The organism is Bradyrhizobium sp. CB1717 (genome assembly GCF_029714325.1).
GTDB lineage: Bacteria > Pseudomonadota > Alphaproteobacteria > Rhizobiales > Xanthobacteraceae > Bradyrhizobium.
On the sequence record NZ_CP121666.1, the window covers coordinates 7160093 to 7184228 of the forward strand.

Here is a 24136-nt window from a genome sequence, read left to right on the forward strand (position 1 = left end):
GGTGCGGCGCGTGCGAGGACCATGATGAGCGGCCGCACCGGATTTCGCAATCGCGTTTGGCGCCACGCGATGCCAGGCAATTCCGCCGCGCGGCACGTGAGAAGCGGTCTCAACAAAAAAAGTGCGAAAACAACCCCATGCACAGTAGCCGGCCCCAGTCGCATCAAGGACTTGCGAGGCAGACCCGCGCTTTCTGATTTTGCTAAATCGATTTGACCCGTCGGGCAAAACAGTGGCAGAATGGCATCATCGCGATAACCGCAAGCCTCCACCCCGCCCCGACATTGGCGCCTGGCCGCGGCTCCGCGTAAACCCCCTCATCCACATCTGAAAATCACAACCGCCGCGCAAAGCGCGATGGGCTCCGCCCACGGCGGGCCCACGCGCCTGCGCCGGCAAGGGACACATCGACATGACGACAGCTCCGGAACGCAACGGCACGACATCCATCGCTACGAACGGTTACGGCAGGGCCGCAAGCCCCCGTGTCAGGCTCCACCGGCGGCGCATTGCGATCGACCATCCCGATCCGCAGGCCGGCGAGCGCCTGCTCGCCGATGCCCTCGGCGCGGTCGACCGCGACGCGCTGCACGGCATCCTGAGGCAGCTCATGAAGGCGAGCGCGATCGGGCAGAAGCCGGACGAGGCCAATCTCGCCTTCATGGTCTCGATGATGAAGAGCATCGCCCCCAAGGATTCCATCGAGGCGATGCTCGGGGCGCAGATGGTGGCGGTCCACGCGATGGCGATGCGCTCCGCCTGCCGCCTTGCCTTCACCGACGATCTTGCACAACAGGAAAGCGCCACACGCGCCCTGACCCGGCTGGCCCGCACCTTCGCGGCGCAGACCGAGGCCCTCAGCCGCCATCGCAACAGCGGGGAGCGCGCGATCACCGTGCAGAACCTGTCGGTCCAGGACGGCGGCAAGGCGATCGTCGGCAACCTCACGCAGCATGCGAACATGATTGTCGCGGAAGCCGGCTCGAACGACGGAAGGCAGGGTGCAGTCGCATGACCGGCGGCCACACGCGCAACACCCTCCCGATGCGGGCCAGCCCCCGCTGCGGCGCCAGGACGCGCGATGGCGCCGCGTGCCGCTCGCCGGCCGCGCGCGGCAAGGCGCGATGCCGCATGCACGGCGGCACACCGGGATGCGGCGCGCCGCTCGGAAACCGCAATGCGCGCAAGCATGGACTGTTCGCCAGGGAAACGATCGATGAGCGAAGGCAGATCGAGTCTTTGCTGGATGATGCGCTGAAGCTGCTGCGGAACTTGACGTGATGGCGTCCGGCCGGCGTGGATCACGGGCGGACGTCGCGGGATTCGAAATGCCCGTTGCACACGGAACTTATCGCGCTGGCGCCGCTTTGAATGAGCAACGGAAGCATGCCCGATGAATGCCGAAACGGAACTCAAATTCCGCCTTGCGCCGCGAAAGCTGTCATCCGTCTTGCGCGCCGCCGCTTCGAACGGACGACGCGGCGACCGGTCGGAGCAGGATCTGGTGTCGACCTATTACGACACGAGCAAGCAGAAGCTCAAGCGACATGGTCTCACGCTCCGCGTCCGCAAGATTGGCGATCGCTACGTCCAGACCGTGAAGGCGGGCGGCTCCGGAACCGTGACGCGCGGCGAATGGGAGCATGAGGTCGCGGGCGCAAGGCCCGACTTCGGGAAGATCAAGAACACGCCTCTTGCGGACCTCGCATCCAAAAAACTTCCGCGCAGGCTGCGGCCGGTGTTTCGGACCGAGGTCCATCGCACCACCGAGGCGAGGAAGGTGCGAAAGAGCCAGATCGAGCTCGCCGTCGACCGTGGCCGCATCGGCGCCGGGCGGCGCTCGCGGCCGGTCGCCGAGTTCGAGCTGGAATTGAAATCCGGGCAGCTCCCCGATCTGTTCCGGCTGGCGCGCAATCTCGAACGCAGGACGGGCGCCGAGCTCGATCTGCGCTCGAAAGCCGAGCGAGGCTTTCAACTCGTGACGGGAAACGGCGCGGGCGCGCAGCACGCCGAGCCGATCGAGCTCAAATGCGAGCTCTCGCCGCGCAATGCCTTCGGCGTGATCGCGCATTCGACGCTTCGCCAGATCACGGCGAATGCCGATCCGGTGCGGGACATGGATTCGGAAGGTGTCCACCAGATGCGCGTCGGCCTGCGGCGCTTGCGGGCCGCGATCTCGCTGTTCTCCGACACCCTGCCGCGCGCCAGCACGGAGCGGATCAAGACCGAGCTCAAATGGCTCACGGGCGAGCTGGCGCCGGCGCGCGAGGTCGACGTCTTCCTCACGGAAAGCATTCTGCCGATCGCGGGCCAAGGCGTCCCGAAACGCGGCGCTCGCGCGATCGCCAAGAAGTTTTCCGCGGAGCGAAGGGCCGCCTTCGCGCGCGCCCGCGAGGCGGTCGAATCGCCCCGCTACCGCCGCCTGCTGATCGACGTGATCGAGTGGATCGAGACCGGACAGTCCCGCGCCGACGACGACCGGTCGATTGCTGCTTATGCCGCCGCGGTGCTGGACCGCCGGATCAGGAAGGCGCGCAAGCAGGGCAAGCATCTGGACGATCTCGACCCGATGCAGCGTCACAAGCTGCGCATCAGGATCAAGAAGATCCGTTACGCCGTCGACTTCTTTGGGAGTCTCTACAGCGATCGCGACCAGGGGCAGCTCGCAAGCCTCTCCGGCCAGCTGAAGGCGATTCAGTCCGCACTGGGATCGCTCAACGACTTCATGACGCATCGCGAGCTGGCGACGGAAACGGCGTTGGCGGCGCCGCCGGCCAACCGGCGCGCCCAGGCCTTCGCGTCGGGGTTCATCGTCGGCCGGGAGCGTGAGGCGGCGTACGGCCTGATGAAGGACGCCGCCGGCGAGCTGCATCGATTGCACCGGCTGCGCGTCGCGCCGGGCAAGTGACCTTGCAAGTGACCTTGGGAGAACCGGGATGTCATGGGTCGGCAGTTGGCGAAATCAGTTCGGCTCCCTCCTTCGCATCATCAGCGAGACGGAGGAGCGCATCGAAGGCACGTTCGAGACGGCGCTCGAAGACAGCGGCTTCTATGGACAAACGGTGCAGATCACCGGGTTTCATCGGGGCAATTGCATCGGCTTTGTCGCCGTGGGCTCGTCTGCGACAGGCGACCGCGTCGTTTCGTACACGGGATTGTTGCGTCACGGGAAAATGGAGACCGCCTGGTTCGTGGTCGCCGACCAGGCGCTGAGTGCCGCCAGCGAGGGTGATCCCGCCAAGCTCAAGCCGTTGAACTGGTGGCGCGCCGTGACAACCAACGTCGACACTTTCGAGCGGACGTAGCGTTCGGGCTCCGCTGCTGCGCGAGCTGACGTGACGGCGTCACGCCGGCGTTCACTTAACCTGCGTTAAAGGGCGCCACAAAGTTTCCTCATTTCACCCGGGTTCGCCGTCGTATTTTGGTCCAGGATTTTGTTCCTTGTCTGCGGCGGGGCAGGCTTCATGAACCTGGAGACCTGCGATGTTCCGTCGTGTTGCGTTTGCGTTTGCCTTTATTTGCATTGTCGCGATTTCATCCGGCGCTGCCGATGCACGCCCCGCTCGATCGCTCCTCGCGGCGCCGCCGCGCGAGTGCAACGTCATCATGCCCTGCGACTTCTCCGGCTCGAACATGCGCATGACGGCATCACGCCTTCGCGCGCCGCAAGAGGTGACGGGACGCGTTGCCGTCATGCGGGTTGGGACGGCGGAAGGCGCAGGCCAGGTCGTCGGCGGCCGTCCATCCGGCTGCCCGCGCTCCTTCTGCGGTTGCGCGGCGTCGATCCGCGTGTTTGGCCACATCGTGCCGGGATTGAATCTGGCTGCCAACTGGCTGCGCTTTCCGCGGACGTCGCCCGCGCCCGGGATGGTCGCCGCGCGGCACGGGCACGTCTTCGTTCTGGAGCAGCATGTCGGCGGAGACGTGTGGATGGCGTATGACGGAAATTCGGGAGGCCGTACCACCCGCATTCACGCGCGATCGTTGCGCGGCTATGCGGTGGTGAATCCGCGGGTCGGGTGAGCGGGCCTACACGCCCCGCGAGCTCACCTTGTCGCGCAGGCGATGACAGAGCTCGTCCAGCAGCGTCTGGAGCCTTTCGAAGTTGACCAGCAGCCGGTCGGCTTGCGCACGCTCGGTCGTGCCGGGCGCAAAGGCGCTGCGCAGGCGCATCAGATGGTTCAGCCGCTGGCGGCCGCTCGCCGCCCGGCTTTCTGCAAATTCGAGATGCTCGAGGTCATGGCCGAGCGTATCTTCTTCGGCGATCAGCAGCTTGAGGATCGTGTCCCGGTTATGAGGCGGCAGATCGTTCCCGTTCAGAAGGCCGATATAGTGGTCGATGTTGGCGCGAGCGACATATCCTTGCATGACGCTTCTCCCGGTCGATCTCGGCATGCCAACACAAAGGGGGGACCGAGGCAAGCGGCTGTTGCGCGCCCTCCGGGCGCCGCGGAGATCGCCGACGGCAGACTAGGGCGTGTACTCATAACGCAATGTCAGCTCATGAGGACCGAGCGGAAATTTTGTAATCGGCCAGAGGATTACTGGTGGTGACCCATTGCGGAAGTCGGACCCAAGTCAGAGCCAGAACCAAGGCAGAGTGAGATAGACGCAAGCGATCATCGAGAGGGCGGGAATGACCCATACCCATGCCGGCCAAACGTATCGCGCCAAACGTGCGGCGAACGACGCAGCAGCGAGGGCGACGATCAGTGCCCCTAGAGCGGCCGTCGCGGCCCACCCGTACCAGTACATCGCTGGAGCCAGAAATCCCATCGCAGGGTCAGTAACATCTCGCGAATGATGCGTGCCCGCGAGCACGATGCCGAGCGACGGGAAAACGGTAAAAAGAGCAAGATCTTTTGCGAGTGCGACCACATAGAGGACCGCGAACGCGGTCCCGAATGCGAATGCAAAGCGGCGGAACGGGGCTGATGATGTCATGAGCCGAAACCCATGATGTTGTTGGCGACGTGACCGGACAGAAAGCCCCACAAAATGATGAAGGCAAGTATCGAGGTGAGCGCCGTGCGCGTCCGAGCAGGTTCGTTGGGAAGCGGTCGTCGCCAGCAAACCCAGTAGGCGGGCAGCAACGCCAGCCCGATCGCTACGAAATGTTCCTTGAGGTCGAAGAAGCCGAGGACATGCCAGTGCCCCGCACGCTCCAGTTCGGGCCTAACATCCACACGGAAATAAAGGTAGATGATCCCACCCAGCAGCGTGCAAACGGCATACAGGACTACGACGGCGTTGGCGAACGAGGCCGCGGGTATCGAACGAAAGCGGCCAAAGAACGATTTGGGTCGCGCGTCCGCCGATCCCCATGCCGCTAAAGCCTGGTGTGTTATCGCGCCAAGCAGTCCGACCGCGATCAAGCCGTGAATGATCAGTATTGCTGTCGCCAGAACCTCACTCCCGTAAACACCGTCATCCTGCTCAACTGAAGAGTTCCTCAGTCCCGAATGGCTCTGCTGACCACGGCCGGAAGCGATTGAGGGTGAATTTCGTCTTCTGGCCGGGCTCAACGTCCACCAGCACGTAGTTGTACTCCTCTTGCGGAGGCTTGCCCTTCCAGTAAAGGTCCGGCGGATAGTCAGCCGGCACCTTGATGCTGGTTCGCCCCGGCAGGATCGGGTCTTGTTCTGCGCCCCCACCGCCCAACATCAGATACTTTACTCCATCGACGTCGTAGATTTCCGTGGTGTGGACGTGCCCGTTCAATACGACCACTTCCATGTCCTTGGCATACGACGCAATCAGCTTGTGCGGGTTGTCGGGAGCCGGGATCGGACCCAGGCCTGACCGCGCAAACACGGGATAATGGAAGACGATAAACGCCTTCCGAATGCCATTGGCCTTCGCCTCGTCCATCCACTTTTGAAGCTGGGTCATCTGCTCGGCATATTTTGGCCGATCAGCGTCCCACAGCGACGGCGAGCGGTAGTCGTACTTGCCACTCCAGAGATAGATAAAGCGGGTGCCCTTGAAATCGAACTTGTAGATGAGGTTTTCCGGCGTGACGCCGAACTTCTTCAGATAGGGCACCGCCGAAAGAACGCCCTCGATTTTCGGATCGGCCCATACCTCATGATTGCCCACACTCATGAAAAATCGCCCATCCAACCCGGCTGAGCGCATCTCATCATCTGGCGCGGGTAGCTTCTTCAACATCGTATCGTTCACGCGCTTCCAGTACGGGCTGTCACTGACGGTCAAGCCCTGATTGCCCCACCAGACGGCGTCACCGCTATTGACCACGAATTTGGCGCGACCGGATTGAACGTCCTTGACGATTTCACGGGTCACCCATTCGCCGCCCTGAAGCCGGAACATCGTTCGATGCACTCCGGGAAGCAGTTTCACGTCTTCAACGGACGCCTCGGTGACCCAACCGTTATCCACCGTTAAGGTCATAACTTCCGTCTTGGACGCGAACGGCATAACTACTTTGATCAGGTCCTTTGTGACCGGATCGAAGATCATCTTCACATCCTTCGCTACGATGGCCTCGGCAACCTTTTCCGGCATGACCAAGCCGAACATCTCGACGAAGAACCTACTGAGGTCCGGCTGCCCTTCCTTCAGCGGCAGATACATCATTGGTCGGGTATCGCCGACCGCAGCGAACGAAAACCCACCCGCTGCGGGAAGCGATGCCTGCGCGGTCGTTGTTTGTGTCTGGGCGCTGGCAACGAGCGGCACGGAGAATGCGGGCAGTGCTCCGAGTGCGCCTAGAATGAGGCGACGACTGGGCTCATTGGGCCGTGCGAATTGCATGGTGATCACCCTGCTCGAGGAGAGGGAATGAGCCGCCGCATACGGTCCGCAAACGGCCCGATAGCAACCACCATCGTAAACCCGGCGGTGGGAAGCTTGATCTAGATCAACGGCGCCGCCGACGAATGATAAAAGGGCCTCTTCTGTTGTTGGCCCAGACGCGACCTTCAACCGCCTCTGCTCTTTGCCCAGCTGTTGAGGCATGAGCAGACATCCGGAGAACGCAACTAGCCCGACGCCTCACGCTCGCGGCGCTGTTGCGGCGCCTCGAACGGTTTCGAAGTTGGCGCGCTGCAGCGCGGCCCGTCTCTCCGCGATGGCATTGCTCAACAGCTCAAGCACCAGCCCGAATGCCGCGAGTTCTTCTCCCTCGATAGCGCCATCATCGTAGCATTCGAGCGTTTCATGGATGATGGCGTCGGCCTCACGCTGCAGGGACAGAAGCTCCTGGTTGGAGTCCGCGGTTCGCGCGCTGGCAACCATGGCCAGGATTCTCTTGCGATGGCTGGTGTTTTCCTCCCTTTCGTCGCGATTCAAATAGCGACGCAACCAGGCGACGGCCGAACCGATCCCGGAGAGAAGGAGGAGCCCGAACCAGAAGTAATCGCCGTACCGGTCGAGGAAGGTGCGTTCATTGCCGTCGATCACCGCCGCCGCCCCCCGATGCACCGGCAGCTCGGTGTCCTTCTCGAGGTCCGGCTTGGTGATGTGGGCGGCCCCCGGCACCTGCCTCGCGATCGCCTGACGAACGGCAAAGAGCTGCCGAAAAAACGCGGCCACCGTCGTTTCAGACAAGGTCTTTTTTGCCACGATGAGGTGACTGACGCTGACCGTCTCAACCTTGTCGTCCGGCCAGGCTGGATCCGCATTGAAGACGCTTGGAGGGATCTCCTCCGATTCGTATCGGGGGTACTTCAAGGCGATCGCTTCCGACGTCTCGATGGCGAGAAACTTCGGCTCGCCGCGTGTGCGCGCCGTTGCAGCGACGGCGTCCGAAGTGATCTTGCTGTCGAGCGGCCCGACCGCCATGAATGCATCGAGGCTCGGATCGCGCGCCAGTTCCTCGATGTTGTCCGTGCCAAAGTGCGTTATCGCGACCTTGTCCGCCGCTACGCCGGAGCTGCTCAGGACTACCCGCAGCAAGGCAGCGTTCGCCGCGGTCCGCCCGATGACACCGACATGGCGTCCGGCGAGATCGGCGATCTCCTTGATTTTCGGCGAGCGCTTCCTTTTCGAGTTCTTGCTCGCAAGCCCGGACGGCGCCCAAAGCACAACGAAGTTCTTGCGCACGACCGCGACGGCCTGCGCCTCGGCGGGCATGTTCAGGTCGCCGCGGCCGACGGCCAGGTCGGCCTTGCCGGCGCCAAGCAGAGCAAGAGACTCTGCCGCGCCCTCGGTCTTGATCGGGGACAGCCGAACAGCTCGGCTCTCGCTGCCGAAGGTATCGGCCATCGCCTGGACGACCTTCTCATCGTCGCTGCCAGGCGGCCCGACGGCAATCCGGAGCGTGTCCGGCCGCAACGCGTAATAGAGCGCCCCCGTTGCGGCGCCAAAAACAAGAAATCCAACTGCGAGGGCCAGCAGTAGCGAATTGCTCCTTCTCCGCTCTCGGCGGGCCGCTTCACCGGTCGTCTGACTTGTACTCTCGGACGAAGACATTGACGCTGCCGCAGATCAGGGCGCTTGCCGCTTCCAGGCATACCGCGTTTTCCCGAGAACAACGTCTTGGCAGCGCGCTTGGTTCATATTGGCTGAAGCGTGAAATCGCCGGGCATACCCCTTCGAGAACGCCCCCCGGGCCCGTTTCCGGACTGATCTGCCCTCACGTCTGGTCGGCTCTGCGCCGACACAGACCTCCCGCTGTTGGCACGCGCCCTCCGATCGTGTAACGGGCACCGAAAAGCTTGTCGGGACGGATGCTCAATGGATGCTGCCAGTGATAACGCGGGCGATGCCAGCCGCGCGCTGATCTTCGCGCTGGTCGCGCTCGCCTGCGGGCACATGCTCTCGACCTTGCTGCGCACGATTCCGGCCGTCAGCCTCGACCTGATGGCGGCGGATTTCCGCATCGAGCCGCAGGCGCTGGCGAGCCTGACCTCCGTCTATCATTTCGCCTTCGCGGCCTCGCAGATCCCGGTCGGCGCGGCGATGGACCGGTTCGGCGTGCGGCCGGTGTCGCTCGGCCTGCTGGCAGGAACCGTGTTCGGCGCGGTGGCCTCGGGGTTTGCGACGGGACCTGCGAGCTTTGCGGTCGGGCAGTTCATGCTGGGCGTCGCGACCTCGGGCATGCTGATGTGCCCGATGACGCTCGCGGCCAAGCAATTGTCCGCCGCGCGGTTCGGATTGTGGTCGGGCGCGATCCTGTCGATCGGCAATATCGGCATGCTGCTGTCGTCGAGCCCCCTCGCCTTCGTGATCGACAATTTCGGCTGGCGGGCCGGGTTCTGGATCTCAGCTCTCGGCGGCATTCTCGTCGCCCTCGCGGTGTTCGTGCTGGTGCCGAGCCAGCCGGCCGAGCACAAGGACGACTCCTCGCCGCTGTCGCAGATGATCGAGGTGGTCAGGCTCGGCCTTTCGCGGCCGCTGCGCGGCGTGATCGCGCTGGCCCTGGTGTCGCTGGCGAGCACGCTGGTGCTGCGCGGCCTGTGGGGCGGTCCATGGCTGATGGAGATCAAGGGACTGACGCGGGTCGAGGCCGGCAACCAGCTCGGCGCATTCACGCTGGCGATGATCGTGGGCCCGTTGCTAGTCGGCATGATCGACCGCAGGCTCGGCCACCGTCGCGAACTGGTTGCCGGTACGCACGCGGTCGCGGCGCTGCTGCTCGCGCTGATGGCACTGGGAGCGCCGCACTTTCCCGTTGCATGGCTGTTCGGCGCGACCGTCATGCCGCCGTACTACGATCTGGTACTGTTCGTGCTGATCGGGCTCTTCACCTCCGCCCAGCCGCTGCTGTTCGGCATGTCCAGGCAGCTCGTCGACGCGCAGGTCGCAGGGAAAGCACTCGCGGCCGTAAACCTCGCCTTCTTTCTCGGCACGGCGCTGATGCAATCCGTCACCGGCGCGGTGGCGGCGTTCGCGGGGCTGCCGGCGGTGCTGCTGTTCATGGCGGCAGCGCTGGCGTTCGGCGTGCTGATCTTTTTGACTTATACGACGTCGAATTCGTAGGATGGGTAGAGCGAAGCGAAACCCATCCTTCTTGCCGGGAAGTGATGGGTTTCGCGAAGAGCTCTACCCATCCTACGCGTTCGCGCTGCGCCGCTATCTGCATCAAGGGAATTCCAGTCCATGCCTGTCGACCACAAAGCCGCCACCGATCGTCTCATGCGCTTCCTCGCTGTCGAGGGTGTCACCGGACAGGAGGCGGCGATCGGGCGCGAGCTCACCGCCGCGCTGAAGCAGGCCGGCGTGCCGGCAAAGGCGATCCGGCTCGACGATGCCAATACGCGCATTCCCGTGCCGACCGAGACCGGCAACCTCATCGTCGACCTGCCCGGCCGCGGCGCGCTGCACAACCAGCCACGCATCATGTTCATGACCCACATGGACACGGTGCCGCTGTGCGCCGGCGCCAAGCCCAAGAAATCCGGACGCAAGATCGTCAATGAGGCCAGGACCGCGCTCGGCGGCGACAATCGCTGCGGCTGCGGCGTGCTGGTGACACTGGCCGCAGAGCTTGCCAAGCAGAAGCTCGACCATCCGCCGATCACGCTGCTGTTCTGCGTGCGCGAGGAGAGCGGGCTCTATGGCGCGCGCCACGTCAAGCTGGACGAGCTCGGCTCGCCGGTGATGGCGTTCAACTATGACGGCGGCTCGGCTTCCAACGTCGTGATCGGGGCGGTCGGCGCCGACCGCTGGACCGTCGAGATCTTTGGCCGCGCCTCGCATGCGGGCGTCGCGCCCGAGCGCGGCATCTCCTCGACCATGATCATGGCCCTCGCTCTCGCGGACGTGAAAGCCGGCGGCTGGTTCGGCAAGGTGGTGAAGGGCAAGCAGCAGGGCACCAGCAATGTCGGTCCCGTCACCGGCGGCGAAGGCCGCCCCGCGGGCGATGCCACCAACGTCGTCACCGACTACGTCCATGTGCGCGGCGAATGCCGCAGCCATGACGGAAAATTCTTCAAGGAGATCACCAAGGCCTACAAGGCCGCGTTCGAGAAGGCGGCCAAGAAGGTGACGAACGCGCAGGGCAAGTCCGGCAAGGTCAAGTTCAAGGCCGAGACCGACTATTATCCGTTCCGCATGAAGGAGAACCTGCCGGTCGTCAAACGCGCGATCGAGGCGGTGGCTGCCGTGGGCGGCACTCCGAACGTGCGCGCCGCCAATGGCGGCCTGGACGCCAACTGGATGGTCCGCCACGGCATTCCGACCGTCACCTTCGGCGCCGGCCAGAACGAGGCGCATACGGTCGACGAATGGATCAATCTCGACGAATACGACCGGGCGTGCGCGCTGGCGCTCCAGGTCGCAACGATGCCATGAGAATGTGAGCAGCTTGTAGGATGGGTAGAGCGTTAGCGAAACCCATCGCTACTTGCGTAGATGAAGATGATGGGTTTCGCTTCGCTCTACCCATCCTACAAAAAGAAAAAACAGGGAGGCTACATGCCGCGCATCGCGAATATCGAATCCGCGCTCTACCGGATCCCCCTGCCCGTCACGCTGTCCGACTCCACGCATGGCGAGATCGCGGCGTTCGAGCTGATCACCTGCCGCATCCGCGATGCCGATGGCGCCGAGGGCGTCGGCTACACCTACACGGTCGGGCGCAACGGCGGGGCGACCGCCGACATCCTCTCGCGCGAGATTCCGCCGCTGGTCGAAGGGCGCGAAGCCGATGACACGGAAGCGATCTGGCATCACGTCTGGTGGGGACTGCACTATGGCGGCCGCGGCGGACCGGCCGTGCTGGCGCTCTCGGCGCTCGACATCGCGCTGTGGGATTTGAAGGCGCAGCGCGCGAAGCAGCCGCTGTTCCGCCTGCTCGGCGGCTTCGATGCGCGCGTGCCGTGCTATGCCGGCGGCATCGACCTCGATCTCTCCGTCGAGGCGCTCCTGAAGCAGACCGACGGCAATCTCGCCAAGGGGTTTCGCGCCATCAAGATGAAGGTCGGTCGGCCCGACCTGAAATCCGACGTGGCGCGCGTCGCGGCGATGCGGCAGCATCTCGGCGACGGCTTTCCGCTGATGGCGGACGCCAACATGAAATGGACGGTCGAGGAAGCGATCCGCGCCGCCCGCGCTTTCGCATCCTTCGACCTGACGTGGCTGGAGGAGCCGATCATCCCCGACGACGTCGCCGGCCATGCCCGCATCATGCAGGCCGGCGGCGTGCCGATCGCGGCGGGCGAGAATTTGCGCTCGCTGTGGGAGTTCAAGAACTACATCGTCGCGGGCGCGGTGTCCTATCCCGAGCCCGACGTCACCAATTGCGGCGGCGTCACCGCCTTCATGAAGATCGCGCGGCTGGCGGAGGCGTTCAACCTGCCCGTCACCAGCCACGGCGCGCACGACATCACGTTGCATCTGCTCGCGGCCTGCCCGAACCGCTCCTATCTGGAGGCGCATGGTTTTGGCCTCGACAAATATATCGAGCATCCCTTGGTGCTTCAGGACGGCATGGCGCTGGCGCCGGACCGTCCGGGCCATGGCATCGGCTTCGACTGGAAGGGGCTGGCGAAGCTGGCGGCGTAGGGCGGGCCTTCCCCCTCCCGCAAGTGGGAGAGGGAGCTCACCTTGCGCGGAGCTCGCACGTACCTGACACCAAGACAAACGGCATTGCTGCACGCGAGGCATTCGCTGGCGCTTGATGCGGCCTCCCAATATTCCGCTATGCTGGCAGCAGCCGGCCTCCCAGCGAAAGATCCCCCGCCTTGACACCCGAGCTGCACCAGAAACTGACCGCGTGGCGCCGGCATCTGCATGCCCACCCCGAACTGTCCCTCCAGGAGAAGGCGACCGCCGCCTTCGTGCAGGACAAGCTCACCGAGCTCGGCATTCCCTTCGAGGCAGGCGTCGGCGGCCACGGCATCGTCGCGACGTTGACGCGCGGGTCGGCGCAGGGCCGCGTCGGTCTGCGCGCCGACATGGATGCGCTGCCGATCACCGAGGACACCGGGCTGCCCTACGCCTCGAAGACACCGGGCGTGATGCATGCCTGCGGCCATGACGGGCACACCGCCTCGCTGCTCGGCGCGGCGGCCCTGCTCGCCGCCGATACCGACTGGAGCGGCAAGGTCCACTTCATCTTCCAGCCGGCCGAGGAAGGTTTTGGCGGCGCGCGCACGATGGTCGCGGACGGGCTGCTCGAGCGCTTTCCGATGGACCGGGTGTTCGGCTTTCACAACTGGCCTGGCCTTCAGGCCGGCAGCATCGCGGTCCATGACGGCGTCGTCATGGCCTCCGGCGGTCGCGTCACCATCACCATCGAGGGCCATGCGGGACACGCCGGCATGCCGCATCTGACGCGCGATCCGGTGATGGCGGCAGGCCACCTGATCGTGGCGCTGCAATCGATCGTCTCGCGCAGCGTCGATCCGCTCGACACCGCGGTGCTCTCGCTGTGCACGATCGAGGGCGGCACCGCGCCGAACCAGATCGCGGGCAAAGTGGTGATCCGCGGCACGCTACGGTTTCATCGCGAGGAGATCAAGGACGTCATCCTCGGCGGGATCGAACGGACCTGCGCGGGCATTGCCACGAGCTTCGGCGTCAAGGTCACGCCCGAGATCGTCATGGGCGTCGGCGTGGTGGTCAACAGTCCGGCCGAGGCCGATCTGGCGCGCCTCGCCGCGGAGAAGGTGCGGGCCGAAGTCAGGCGCGACCTCGCACCGAGCATGGCCGGCGAGGACTTCGCCTTCTACCTCAAGCATCGGCCCGGCGCCTTCGTCTGGATCGGCAACGGCGAATTGCGCGACGGCGCCGAGCTGCACGGCCCGCGCTACGATTTCAACGACGCCATCCTTCCCGTCGCCTCCAGCTGGATGGCCGAGGTCGCCAAGACGGCGCTGAGCGCGAACTAGTCTGCGGAGGCGGCGGGCCTGTTGCTCGCCGCCCTCCGGCACGGTCAGCAGCCGCGACAGATGACCAGCTTGCGATCGATCTCCTCGTCGAGACGACGCAGCTCGGCGTCGACGGGCAACGCCTGCACGGGCTCGAGCAAGTCGCTGGGCCGCGGCTGCCGGTGTCCGACGGGAGCTTGCCGGAACAGGTCCGCGAACCTTGTCGGGGCGAGACTGCCGGGCGGAACGATCGTCGAGCGGGCGCCTGCGCGCGCGCCCTCTCCCGCCCTGAGGCTCGAAACCGGCCAGAACAACACCGTAGCTGCGACGATGGTCACACCAAGTCTGATCGACATCATTCTTCTCCTATCGCGGTGACATTTGCGAAGCCGCGCCTGTGCTGGATAGGAGATGCCGGCTACCCGGCCATGTCGCCGCGGCGCTATCGCGTTACGGCTGAAACCGCCTGCGGATCATGCTTCAGGAAACTCCGGCGGCGCGCCTCGATCTGCCTCCCGTCGCGGGCGAGGCGAGGCTCCGCGCCAGCACGCCGGCAAGCTCCGCCGACACCAGCGGATGATGAACGAGCTCGGTGATGCCCGACGTCTCGAGCGAGGGCATCGCCAGATCGCGCGTCGAGGGCGCCGCCAGGATGATCGGCAGAGCCGGCGCGGCATCATGCAACGCCGCCGCGACATCGAGCGAGGAGCCTCCGGGCAGATGACACACCAGCGCCGCGTCGAAGCGGGCGTGCGCGGCCCGGCAGGCGGTGATGGCTTCCGCCAGCCTGGTGAAGCCGACGGGCTCATAACCCAGCGCCGCGAGGATCTCCTCATAGCGCAACAGGCGGCGGCGATCGGTGTCGATCACGAGCACGGTTTCGCCGGCGCCAAGGAGCGCCGGATCGGAGCCGTGCGGAGCCAGCTGCGGCTCGTCAGGCTCGCCCGATGGCAGCCAGACGTCGAAGCGCGTGCCGGCGTCCGGCCGGCTCTGCACCGCGATCGCGCCGCCATGTTGCTCGACGATCTCGCGCACCGTCGCGAGCCCAAGGCCGTTGCCGTCCGGGCGGGTGGTGAAGAACGGCTCGAAGATCCGCTCCAGCGTCGCCTCGTCCATGCCGGGACCTGGATCGGTGACCGAAATGACGACGAAGCGGCCAGGGCCGACGTCGCTGCGCCCGACCGGCAGCGGATTTGCGAGATCGCATGTCTTGATGCGGAGCTCGATGCGGCCGGGCTCCTTCATCGCCTGCGCCGCGTTGTTGCAGAGATTCAGGATCACCTGTTGCAATTGGGCCGGCTCCCCGGTCACGACGGACGCTTCGGCCACCTCGCTCACCTCGAGCCTGACATACGAAGGCAGCGACGCGGCGAGCAGCGACCCGGTTTCGTCGATCAGGGTCTTGACGCACACGCTCTCCCGCCGGCCCTCGCCGCGACGGCCGAAGCTGAGAATCTGCTCGACCAGCTCGCGCGCCCGCTCGCCGGCCCGGCGGATCTCGGCGAGGCTCGCGGCAGGCCGGCTTCCCGACGGGATCCGCGCGTCGGCCATTTCGGCGTAGCCGAGAATTGCACCGACGATGTTGTTGAAGTTGTGGGCGATGCCGCTGGCAAAGGTCCCGATGGTCTCCATGCGGCGCGCCTGCTGCAGGCTCGCCTGGAGACGCTCCTTCTCGCCCTCGAGCCGGGCCCGCCTGATCGCGTTGCGAATCGCATCGAAAGCCATGCGAAACAGCGAGACCTCGGACCAGTATCTGAGTGCGCCTCCATGCAGGGCGTCGAAGCCGAGAATGCCATCGCGGCTCTTGTGGGCCGACATGATGCAGAGCCAGCCGCTCACGCCGGCTTCGGCGAGCAGGTTCATCGCCTCGTGGGGATGCGATGCGCTCACCTTGGGGATGTAGACGATGCCGTCGTCGCCGCCGTCGGATCGCGACGCGAGGCTCAGCACCCGTTGCGGCCAGCCCTGTTCGAACCCGACGCCGTCGCGGGACCACCGATAGCTGTGCGTCGTCGCCCCGACCTCGCAGACGAAATAGGCACGGTCCGCGCCGATGCATCCGGCAAGCTGGTGAAGCGCCATCTCGACGTCCGCGGCGATCCGCTCGCTGCTCGAATTGATGAACAGCATCGAGATGTTGGCGATCACGTGCTCGAACGCGGCGCGGCGGCGCAGCGTCATGGCCCGTTTGCGGAGCAGCATGCCGAAATAGATGATGCCGGAGAGCAGCAGCAGCGAAGTGATATATTGCAGCAAACGCGTCTTGCGCGCCGAGGCGCGCGCGGCGTGCTGGCGTTTCAGGATCACCGCCAGCATGGCATCCTGCTCGCGGTTGTTGGAATCGGCGACAAGCGTCTTCAGGATGGTGTCGATATCGGGCAGCAGGTCATGCAGCATCTGTCCGTGGGTCAGCAGCGCCCGGACCGAATCCTTCTCCACCGGCGGCGGCTGCAATTGCGCCAGCTCTTCCAGCCGGTCCTCGACCTGGCGCGCAGCGGCGTCCGAGGTGTCGAGCGTCAGGCGCAGCATGGCGGCCGCCAGCGCGGAGGCGGCGGTCACCAGCGGCCGGGAGTCCGATTCGGCCAGCTTGTCGCTGAACAGGCCGAAATAGGCAAAGGAGTTCTGCAGCAATGCATTCCTGCTCTTGAACCGCTCGATCAGGCTCTCCTGCCGGCCGGCACGCGCCGACAGGACGTCGATGGCCCTGGTCTGCTCGGCGTCGAGGCCCGCCGTGTCGCGCAGCCGCGTCAAGGCATCGTCATAGGCATTCACCATCTGCACCAGCGCGTCGTAATTGCGCGACAGGCCGGCGCGCGCGGTGAGGACTTCCCTGGTCATCCCGCGTTCGAACCGGGTGAAATCCCCGAGCGCCTCCAGCTGGCTGTCATAACGCGCCGAATTGACGTTCAACCCGTTCAACAAGAGCCAGGTGAGAAGCGCGAGCACGAACGCGACACTGACAACGGCAGGAGCTGATTTCATGGCGAGCCACCCACAGGCGCACCGCGATAGGTCCCGGTCAGACTGTTGAGGAAGGCGACGAGCGCCCTGGCCTGCCGGTCCGTCAGCGTTGCGTTCAACTGCGCCAGCGCCATCTTGCGAACCGCGTCCTCCAGCGTCGGCGCGCTTCCGTCATGAAAATAGGGGGCCGTCGTCGCGACGTTGCGCAGGCTCGGCACGCGCAGGATTTTCGGCTCGGGCGAGGCCAGCGGGTGGAATATGCCATGCCGCTCGAACAGATTGCCGCCGACGTTGACGCCCTGGTGGCAGGCCGAGCAACCCAGCGATTTGAACAGGCGGTAGCCGTCCAGTTCTTCGGCCGACAAGGCTGCGTCGTCGCCCTCCAGCCAGCGATCGAACCTGCCGCCCGGCGTGAGCAGCGTGCGCTGATAGCTTGCGAGCGCATCGACGACGTCGCCGCTGTCCGGACGCCGACCATAGGCCACCACGAAACGATCGCGCATGTCGGGATCGGCATCGAGCTTTGCGGAGATCTCCGCCGCGCTGCTGCCCATCGTGTGCCGGCTTTCCAGCGATGCCTTGATATCAGCCTCGACGGTGCGGAATTTTCCTTCCCAGCTGAAACGAAAGCTGAGCGTCGAATTGAAGACGGTGAGCGTGTTGAGCGCGAGCTCCACCCCGTCGAGATCAACATCGTGCCGCCTCTGGCTCGCGCCGTTGGTCGCGGTATCGTGGCAATATTGGCAGGAGCGGGAATTGTCGTGCGAGAGCCGGCGATCGCCGAACAGCCTCTCGCCAAGCGCCGCCTTCAGCGGATCGACGGCGGGCGCCGGCGGAATCGGCGTGATCGGCTCGCCGCGGTCGAGCACCGGTGCCGGCGGCGACTGCGACGGCGCGGGCGTAACTTCCACGCAGCACAGCAACACCGCGCAGATCGCGATCACCCCGCCCCGATAGCCGGCGCCTGGCCCGGCTCCGCGAAATCCAGTCAATAGTCGCACTGCCAGTGATATGGGGGTGGAAGCGGAAGCGACGACGTCCGCTCAACGGCTTTTGATGGAAGCGCGATGATTTCGTGAACGTGGCCATCGCCAGACGAGTGGACGCAGGCCGAACATGCCGGCCTTGAAGCCGTCCGACATCACCGAGCGGCAGGCAGCGTGGCACACGCCCAGCCCGGCGAAGGCGAGGTAGACCACGTCAGCAATCACGACAGTACCTCACCATCCGCTCGACGTCCGACCGGCCGCGGATGCCGAGATCGCGCAGTGTCCGGTCGTCGAGTTCCGTCAAGGCCGCAACGGCCCTCCTGATCTCGCGCTCCCGGCGCAAATGCGCCAGCAGAACCGTCAGCGTTTCACCGGCCGAGCCCAGCCAGCTCCAGCGCCGCTCCGGCTGCACGTCGAGCGGCAGGATGCGATCGAACTTGACGACATTGCCGGTGCTCAGGGTTCCGCGGCCATCGCCGTTCTGCACCGGCGTCGCCGGCTCGTCGGCTTCCGGGTACGGCTCCCACTCCCGCCGGGCTGCGAGGATCGCATGAACCGGCATGGCCGCGGACGGATGCAACGCGGCGCCATAGAGGGCAAACCCTTCCATGAAAGCAAAGGCCACCGACCGCAACAGGCTGACCTGCGAGCCCGGCGCCGCTGCTTGCAGCGTCGGGGGCGAACGGGTCTCCGCGTGGCCCAGCCTCGCGGTACGGTCAGGACCGAGACGAGCCATGCCGCGGCCATCGGACCAAGCAACCCGCCCCTGCCCGCCGGGCTCCGCGTCAGCCGGCGGAACGGAACGGATCACACTGCGAGAATGCGTCTTCATCGTAAAATCTCCCACACGCTGTTCGTGGGAGGCAATCTGCGAGGCGGGCGTTACAGCGAAATCACCGTCATCGGCAAAGGGGTTACAGTTGCAATCCCGCCGCCGCGCTTCTGCCTGAGCATGACCTCTTCGGAAAGCCGCTGCGTCCTTTGCGCTGGCGCGACCCTTCGGGTCCGGACCATGCCCTAGAACGGTTCTACGGGAACCGCGAAGACATAGCCGACGCCGCGCTCGGTCTGGATGACGCGCGGCGCACTCGGATCGGCCTCCAGCTTGCGCCGCAGCCGCAGCACCTGAACGTCGATGCTGCGATCGAAGATGTCCTCATGGATACGGGTCGCCTGAAGCAGATGCTCGCGGGTCAGCGGGCGTTGCGGCGCCTCGAGGAAGGCCAGCAACAGGGCATACTCCCCCTTGCTGAGCGCGACCGGCGCTTCGCTGGGATCGATGAGCTTGCGGCCGCGGCGTTCCAGCTTCCATCCGCCGAAGCGGTAGCCTCCGCGCTCGGGGTCGCGGGCGCGCGCGGCGCGGCCCATCTCCTGTCGCCGCAACACCGCCCGGACACGCGCCAGCAGTTCCCGCAGCGAGAACGGCTTGATGATGTAGTCGTCGGCGCCGAGCTCGAGCCCGACGATGCGGTCGATCTCATCCGGGCGGTGACCGGTCGTGATGATGACGGGCACGTCTGAATGCGAGCGGATTTCCCGCAGCAGATCCAGACCGTCCTCTTGACCGAGGCGAAGATCGAGAATGATCAGGCTTGGCTGACTGGCTTCGAGATAGTGGTTCAGTTCAGACCTGCTGGACGCCGCCCTGGTCGGGACATTGTGCTCCTCCAGATATCTGATCACCATCTGTCGCAAGGTGGGATCGTCGTCGACGACGACGATGTGGCCAACATCTGCAAGCATACTTCTCTCTCAAAATCTGTCGTCACCAACAGAGTCGCATCATAAGATTTGCAATCACTCGAATAGTACAGGGGACTGCCAAAACCTCGCTGTGCGCGACGGCGTCCATAACGCCTTGATGACGCTGTAAGCCGGTATTTCTGCGGCCAACTGCGCTGGATATCGCAGACGTGAAGCATTGTGATCCCAGCTAATGCTACTTTTGAGCGATTCCAGTCTCCGCGCCTGCATGACTGTTCGCCGGTGACGAAGGGACTGTTCGACGTTGACGACGGGCCGCGTCGCTGACGGCGGCTCGACCCCCGTGCATCTTGCCGGGCGCAGCGTTGCCTGCAGCCGCGCTGCCATGCCCTCGCGTGTTCAGCGCGCACATGAGCCGCGAACGTACAGCCGGGCGAGACCGGCCGCACGGATCATTCGCCGGGATGCGTCAGGAGCGGGTCAGACCCACGAGATACTGATAGATCGCAGCGAGTTCGTCGTCGTCCATCCGCCCGATCGGCCGCCACGGCATCTGCTCGCCGAGCCGGTGTCCGTTCGGATCGACGCCCGTGCGCATGGTGGCGATGAACTGCGCCTGGCTCCAGTCCTTGACGACACCGAGATCGGGTCCGAGCGGCGGCAATTGTCCGGGCACGCCGCCCGCGAGATCCTTGCCGTGACATTCACGGCAATCCTGATAGGACAGCAGGTACCTGCCATAGCGAGCTGTTGGCCCCTTCGGCGGCGCAATGATCACACCGGTGAACACCGGCTTGGCATCCGGCAGCAGTCCGGCGCCGAGCATTGCCAGACCCAGCAGGCTGAAGCGATCCGGAGGCTCCGGCGTCTGCACGCCGCTCGCCGGCAGGCTGCGGATATAGGCGATCACGGCATGGGTGTCCTCGTCACTGAGCCGGCCGGCATTGGTGAAGGACATGATCGCGAGCCATCGCCCGCGCGCATCGACGCCATTGCGAATGGCGCGAAAGATCTGGCCGTCGGACCAACGCTTCAGCGCTCCGGCAGGGGTCAGATTCGCGGGCACGAAGGAGCCGATGGGAAGCGGGAGGTCCCTGCCGACGTCGCCGCCACCCGACAGCACGCCGCTGTTCGAGTGACATCCGGCGCAGAAGCTGTCGGCGACCGCCCTGCCGCGGGCAATCCGCTCCGGTGTCGCCTCGACCTCGAGATAGGGGACCGGCGCGGAACGCGAGTGCTGCCTGACGATGCCGGCAGCCATCAGCGTGCTCACGCCGGACAGCGCAATGGCCGGCAGTGCCGCCAGAACCACCCCGCACCATTTCAACAGAGAATTCTTCGTCTGCCAGGCGCGAACGCCCGACCAGACCAGGAGCACAACGACAGCGACCATTGCAGCCAGGGCGACAATATTCTGCATGGCGTTCTCCTCAAAAAATGCTGCCTCAACGAATTCGGCGCGGTCAAATTCGCGCGATATCCCGACCGTCGATAATCAACTTCGACTCAAACCGCCGCTGAATGCCCGCGGCGCGCCAAACGGCGCCTTGCCGGATTACGAGCGCGGCATTACCGCCCCGTTTCACGAGCGACCGCTCGCGTTACAACTGTAACGCTTGCGCGACGGCACCATCCCGGCCGTTCGGCGCCGGCCTTGGCCGCGCCACGATGCGTTTCCGGCGTAACCATTCGGCGATCATCGGAAGCCTCGGTGTAACGGCGATCCCTTCAATTGCCTCTGCTCATCGACCGGCCGCCCTGTTGGCGACCGAGCATCGATCATCAAGAGGTCATCTCCCATGAAGATTCTTATCGCTTCGACGCCTGCGACGGGTCATCTCAATCCGATGCTGGCGATCACGCAGGTCCTCGTCGCCGAAGGCCACGAGGTTGCCTTCATGACGGGCACCGCCTTTCGTGCCCGCGTCGAGGCCAGCGGCGTCAAGTTCTTTCCGCTTCCGGAGGGGGCGGATTTCGATCCGAACGACGTCTTCGCCCTGGTCCCCGAGCTCAAGTCCATCCCGCCGGGACTCGAGTGGTTCCGCATTGCCTGCGAGCGCTTTTTCGTCGACGCCGTCCCCGCCCAGCACGAGGGCCTGCTGCAGGCGCTACGACAATTTCCCGCCGACATCATCGTCGGCGACGACATGCTGTTCGGCGTGCTGCCGATGCTGCTCGGACCACGCTCGCAGCGGCCGCCGATCGCGCTCTGCGGAACCTCGTTCCTGCACTGGGCGCGCGAGGACGGCGCGCCGAATTTCCTCGGCCTGCCGCCGGCACAGACCATCGAGCAGCGCGATCAATATGCTGCGAAGGCACGGGAGTTCGATGCGGCCGTCGATCAACCGGTGTCGCTGCGGCTGAACCGGGCCCTGAAGACCCTCGGCGTCGGGCCGATATCGATGCCGCTGTTCCATTCGGTGGTCGCGCTTGCCGATGCCTATCTGCAATTGTCCGTGCCGAGCTTCGAATTTCCCCGCGAGATCCCGTCGTCCGTGCATTTCGTCGGCACGCCGCCGATCATTGCCAACCAGGTCCCTCCGCCGCCATGGGCCGAGGATCTCGACGGTTCGCGCAAGGTCGTCCTGGTGACGCAGGGAACGGTGGCCAACCACAATTTCAACCTGCTGGTCGCCCCGACGCTGGCAGCGCTTGCCGACGAGCCCGACATCCTGGTGATCGCGACCGCAGGCGGCCGTCCGGTCAACGCCATCCCCGGCAAGGTCCCATCGAACGCGCGTCTCGCCCGCTATCTGCCGTTCGAATGGCTGCTGCCGAACGTCGACGTGCTCGTCACCAATGGCGGCTATGGCAGCGTCAACCAGGCCATGAGCTTCGGCATCCCGCTGGTCACAGCGGGATTGACCGAGGACAAGGCCGACGTCAACGCGCGGGTCGCATGGTCCGGCGTCGGCATCGACCTCGGGACCAACGAGCCGACGCCCGAAGCCATACGCAATGCGGTGCGGGCGGTGCTCGACCAGCCGCGGTATCAGCGGCGCGCGACGCAGATCGCGGACGAATTCGCCGAGATCGATACGCGCGCGGAGATCGTCCGGATCATTGGCGAGCTCGTGACCGACGAGACCGAGGTCTCACGCCTGCGCGCGACCGCTGCGAGCCAGGGGCGGCGTGCCGGCCGGCGCGCCTGATCGCTGCCGTTCGAGGGAATGATGGAGCGCGGCGCGACCGCGCTCCATTGCCTCGTGAAACTTCGCCACACGTCTTCGGATCGTTGCCTTGGGATCGTCGTCCATGCGGATCGAACCAGATACCTTTGCATTCACGGTGCTGCTCGGCACTCTCGCGGCCATGCCGTATTCCGGCATCGACATCAATCTGCCGGCACTGGCAGCCACCGGCGCCACGCTGGGCACGAGCGCCTCGGAGGTCGGGCTGACGATGAGCGCCTTCATGCTCAGCCTCGCGACGGCGCCGCTGATCTACGGACCGGTCTCCGACCGCCTCGGCCGCAAGCCGGTCCTGGCATTCGGACTCGCATTGTTCGTCGCCGCCAGCATCAGTTGCGCGCTTGCCACCTCGCTGCCGCTTCTGTTGGTGTGCCGCTTCTTCCAGGGGATCGGCGCTGCCGCGACGGCTATGACCTTTGCCATCATTCGCGATCTGTCCGACGGCAACGCCGCGCGCGGCAAGATCGCCAACGTCATGGTCGCGGTCAACGTCGCGACCGTGATCGCGCCGACGGCCGGCGCCGCCCTGCTGGCGGCGGCCGGCTGGCGATCGATTTATGCGACCCAGGCCGCTATCGGCTTCATGCTGCTGGTGGTGGTGATGTTTCGCTTCGCCGAGACCGCGACGCTCGCACCTTCCGCGCGCCTCGTTCGGTCCGCCGTGACCGACAGCTACCGCCGGGTGCTGACCCATCCGGTGTCGTTCGCCTATATCCTGGTGGGCGCCGCGGGCGGCGCGACGGTGTTTGCCTATGTCACCGGCGCCTCGCTGTTCTTCGTCGGCGCCGTCGGGCTCTCGCCCGCGCAATACGGACTGATCTTCAGTGCCTGCTCGGCCTCCGTGATGGGCGGCGCCTTCCTCGACGGCCAGCTCGGCCGGCGCGGGATATCCTCGCACCACATGCTCGCGACCGGGCTGACGCTGTCGTCGGGGGCCAGCGTCGCCCTGCTCGCGATGACGATGGCCGGCTGGATGCCGACGGCCTTCGTCGTCGTGCTGCTGATGGCGGTGGCCCTCGGCTTCGGACTGAGCGTGCCGAACGTGATGAGCGCGACGATGCAGCACCTCCCCGACATCGCCGGCGCCGTCAGCGCGGCGGCCGGGAGCATTCAACTGATCGCAGGTGCCCTATCGAGCGGACTGGTGGCGGCGCGCTTCGACGGACGGACCGCGCTGTCGATGACGACGGTCATGGCTGCGTCGTCGCTCCTCGCCCTGGGTCTTTATCTTCTGGTCGCGCGTCCCGCCGACCGTCGCCTGCAATCGCGGACGATCGAGGCCGGCGCGGCAATCCGGAGCCCGACCCACTCCTGAGCCGTTCGACTGGCGGCGCACACCCGCTATGGCAGGTCCCTGGTCTGCGCTCTGCAACCCTTTGAACATGCTGCGGCAATGCACCCCCAAGGGGCGCATCCGCCGCCGTGCCCAGCCCGTGCGCTTGACGCATCGCGTCCGCGCAGGTCTAATGAACACATAGAACAATTGTTCGCATTCCGAACAACACAAATCTGC

Annotated in this window: 25 protein-coding genes; 12 read left to right on the forward strand and 13 right to left on the reverse strand. The window is 65.3% G+C overall.

What is annotated here, in order from left to right:
- Positions 1-412 precede the first annotated feature (412 nt).
- The 4 genes from QA649_RS33425 to QA649_RS33440 all read left to right on the forward strand — a co-directional run bounded on the left by QA649_RS33425 (position 413) and on the right by QA649_RS33440 (position 3305).
- Positions 413-1015, forward strand: coding sequence for a hypothetical protein (locus tag QA649_RS33425; RefSeq protein WP_283020948.1), 603 nt, complete (start codon positions 413-415; stop codon positions 1013-1015).
- Positions 1012-1281, forward strand: a complete 270-nt coding sequence (locus QA649_RS33430; protein WP_283020949.1) for an HGGxSTG domain-containing protein — start codon at positions 1012-1014, stop codon at positions 1279-1281. The genes QA649_RS33425 and QA649_RS33430 overlap by 4 nt, the downstream gene beginning before the upstream one ends.
- A gap of 112 nt (positions 1282-1393) precedes the next feature.
- Positions 1394-2908 (forward strand): CYTH and CHAD domain-containing protein, encoded by a 1515-nt coding sequence (locus QA649_RS33435; protein ID WP_283020950.1) that lies wholly within the window; start codon positions 1394-1396, stop codon positions 2906-2908.
- Between the two features lie 28 nt (positions 2909-2936).
- Positions 2937-3305, forward strand: coding sequence for an avidin/streptavidin family protein (locus QA649_RS33440; protein WP_283020951.1), 369 nt, complete (start codon positions 2937-2939; stop codon positions 3303-3305).
- 93 nt (positions 3306-3398) lie between these two features.
- Here the strand turns inward: QA649_RS33440 and QA649_RS33445 are convergent, their stop codons facing one another.
- Positions 3399-3641 carry a hypothetical protein gene (locus tag QA649_RS33445; protein ID WP_283026255.1) on the reverse strand — a complete coding sequence of 81 codons (243 nt, stop codon included), beginning with the start codon at positions 3639-3641 and terminating at the stop codon, positions 3399-3401.
- On the opposite strand from QA649_RS33445, the gene QA649_RS33450 reads away from it, so the two are divergent.
- Positions 3640-4023 (forward strand): hypothetical protein, encoded by a 384-nt coding sequence (locus QA649_RS33450; RefSeq protein ID WP_349254041.1) that lies wholly within the window; start codon positions 3640-3642, stop codon positions 4021-4023. The genes QA649_RS33445 and QA649_RS33450 overlap by 2 nt on opposite strands.
- Positions 4024-4029: 6 nt before the next feature.
- Here QA649_RS33450 and QA649_RS33455 read toward each other — a convergent pair whose 3' ends face one another.
- From QA649_RS33455 to QA649_RS33475, 5 genes are all read right to left on the reverse strand, one after another.
- On the reverse strand, positions 4030-4368 hold the full coding sequence (locus tag QA649_RS33455) for a hypothetical protein (RefSeq protein WP_283020952.1): 339 nt from the start codon (positions 4366-4368) through the stop codon (positions 4030-4032).
- Between the two features lie 210 nt (positions 4369-4578).
- Positions 4579-4944, reverse strand: coding sequence for a hypothetical protein (locus QA649_RS33460; protein ID WP_283020953.1), 366 nt, complete (start codon positions 4942-4944; stop codon positions 4579-4581).
- Positions 4941-5375 carry a hypothetical protein gene (locus tag QA649_RS33465; protein ID WP_283020954.1) on the reverse strand — a complete coding sequence of 145 codons (435 nt, stop codon included), beginning with the start codon at positions 5373-5375 and terminating at the stop codon, positions 4941-4943. Before QA649_RS33465 ends, QA649_RS33460 begins: the two co-directional genes overlap by 4 nt.
- A gap of 61 nt (positions 5376-5436) precedes the next feature.
- Complete coding sequence (locus QA649_RS33470; protein WP_283020955.1) at positions 5437-6981, reverse strand: metallophosphoesterase; 1545 nt, start codon at positions 6979-6981, stop codon at positions 5437-5439.
- 36 nt (positions 6982-7017) lie between these two features.
- Positions 7018-8436, reverse strand: a complete 1419-nt coding sequence (locus QA649_RS33475) for a TAXI family TRAP transporter solute-binding subunit (RefSeq protein WP_283020956.1) — start codon at positions 8434-8436, stop codon at positions 7018-7020.
- Positions 8437-8700: 264 nt separating this feature from the next.
- Between QA649_RS33475 and QA649_RS33480 the strand changes: the two genes are divergently transcribed.
- The 4 genes from QA649_RS33480 (at position 8701) to QA649_RS33495 (ending at position 13799) form a co-directional block, all read left to right on the forward strand.
- Positions 8701-9945, forward strand: coding sequence for an MFS transporter (locus QA649_RS33480; RefSeq protein WP_283020957.1), 1245 nt, complete (start codon positions 8701-8703; stop codon positions 9943-9945).
- Positions 9946-10065: 120 nt separating this feature from the next.
- Positions 10066-11259 carry a M20/M25/M40 family metallo-hydrolase gene (locus QA649_RS33485; RefSeq protein ID WP_283020958.1) on the forward strand — a complete coding sequence of 398 codons (1194 nt, stop codon included), beginning with the start codon at positions 10066-10068 and terminating at the stop codon, positions 11257-11259.
- A 123-nt stretch (positions 11260-11382) separates the two neighbouring features.
- Positions 11383-12471 (forward strand): mandelate racemase/muconate lactonizing enzyme family protein, encoded by a 1089-nt coding sequence (locus QA649_RS33490; RefSeq protein WP_283020959.1) that lies wholly within the window; start codon positions 11383-11385, stop codon positions 12469-12471.
- A 179-nt stretch (positions 12472-12650) separates the two neighbouring features.
- A complete protein-coding gene (locus tag QA649_RS33495) occupies positions 12651-13799 on the forward strand; it encodes an amidohydrolase (RefSeq protein ID WP_283020960.1) in 1149 nt (382 codons plus the stop codon).
- 44 nt (positions 13800-13843) lie between these two features.
- Here QA649_RS33495 and QA649_RS33500 read toward each other — a convergent pair whose 3' ends face one another.
- From QA649_RS33500 to QA649_RS33530, 7 genes are all read right to left on the reverse strand, one after another.
- On the reverse strand, positions 13844-14134 hold the full coding sequence (locus QA649_RS33500; RefSeq protein ID WP_283020961.1) for a hypothetical protein: 291 nt from the start codon (positions 14132-14134) through the stop codon (positions 13844-13846).
- Positions 14135-14258: 124 nt separating this feature from the next.
- Positions 14259-16760: a two-component system VirA-like sensor kinase gene (locus QA649_RS33505; RefSeq protein WP_283020962.1), complete on the reverse strand. Its 2502-nt coding sequence runs from the start codon at positions 16758-16760 to the stop codon at positions 14259-14261.
- The gene (locus QA649_RS33510; RefSeq protein ID WP_283020963.1) at positions 16757-17740 is read right to left on the reverse strand and encodes a cytochrome c peroxidase; all 984 of its coding nucleotides are present in this window, start codon (positions 17738-17740) and stop codon (positions 16757-16759) included. The genes QA649_RS33505 and QA649_RS33510 overlap by 4 nt, the downstream gene beginning before the upstream one ends.
- A gap of 42 nt (positions 17741-17782) precedes the next feature.
- Positions 17783-17950, reverse strand: coding sequence for a hypothetical protein (locus QA649_RS33515; protein WP_158646955.1), 168 nt, complete (start codon positions 17948-17950; stop codon positions 17783-17785).
- The gene (locus tag QA649_RS33520) at positions 17940-18560 is read right to left on the reverse strand and encodes a DUF1127 domain-containing protein (protein ID WP_283020964.1); all 621 of its coding nucleotides are present in this window, start codon (positions 18558-18560) and stop codon (positions 17940-17942) included. Before QA649_RS33520 ends, QA649_RS33515 begins: the two co-directional genes overlap by 11 nt.
- A 185-nt stretch (positions 18561-18745) precedes the next feature.
- Entirely contained in the window at positions 18746-19471 is a 726-nt protein-coding gene (locus QA649_RS33525) for a response regulator (protein ID WP_018645170.1), read from the reverse strand.
- Between the two features lie 430 nt (positions 19472-19901).
- Entirely contained in the window at positions 19902-20852 is a 951-nt protein-coding gene (locus QA649_RS33530) for a c-type cytochrome (RefSeq protein ID WP_283020965.1), read from the reverse strand.
- Here QA649_RS33530 and QA649_RS33535 point away from each other — a divergent pair.
- From QA649_RS33535 to QA649_RS33545, 3 genes are all read left to right on the forward strand, one after another.
- Positions 20851-21045, forward strand: coding sequence for a hypothetical protein (locus QA649_RS33535; protein WP_283020966.1), 195 nt, complete (start codon positions 20851-20853; stop codon positions 21043-21045). The genes QA649_RS33530 and QA649_RS33535 overlap by 2 nt on opposite strands.
- 186 nt (positions 21046-21231) lie before the next feature.
- Positions 21232-22584, forward strand: a complete 1353-nt coding sequence (locus tag QA649_RS33540; protein ID WP_283020967.1) for a nucleotide disphospho-sugar-binding domain-containing protein — start codon at positions 21232-21234, stop codon at positions 22582-22584.
- A 103-nt stretch (positions 22585-22687) separates the two neighbouring features.
- Positions 22688-23938: a multidrug effflux MFS transporter gene (locus QA649_RS33545; RefSeq protein ID WP_283020968.1), complete on the forward strand. Its 1251-nt coding sequence runs from the start codon at positions 22688-22690 to the stop codon at positions 23936-23938.
- Positions 23939-24136: the final 198 nt, after the last annotated feature.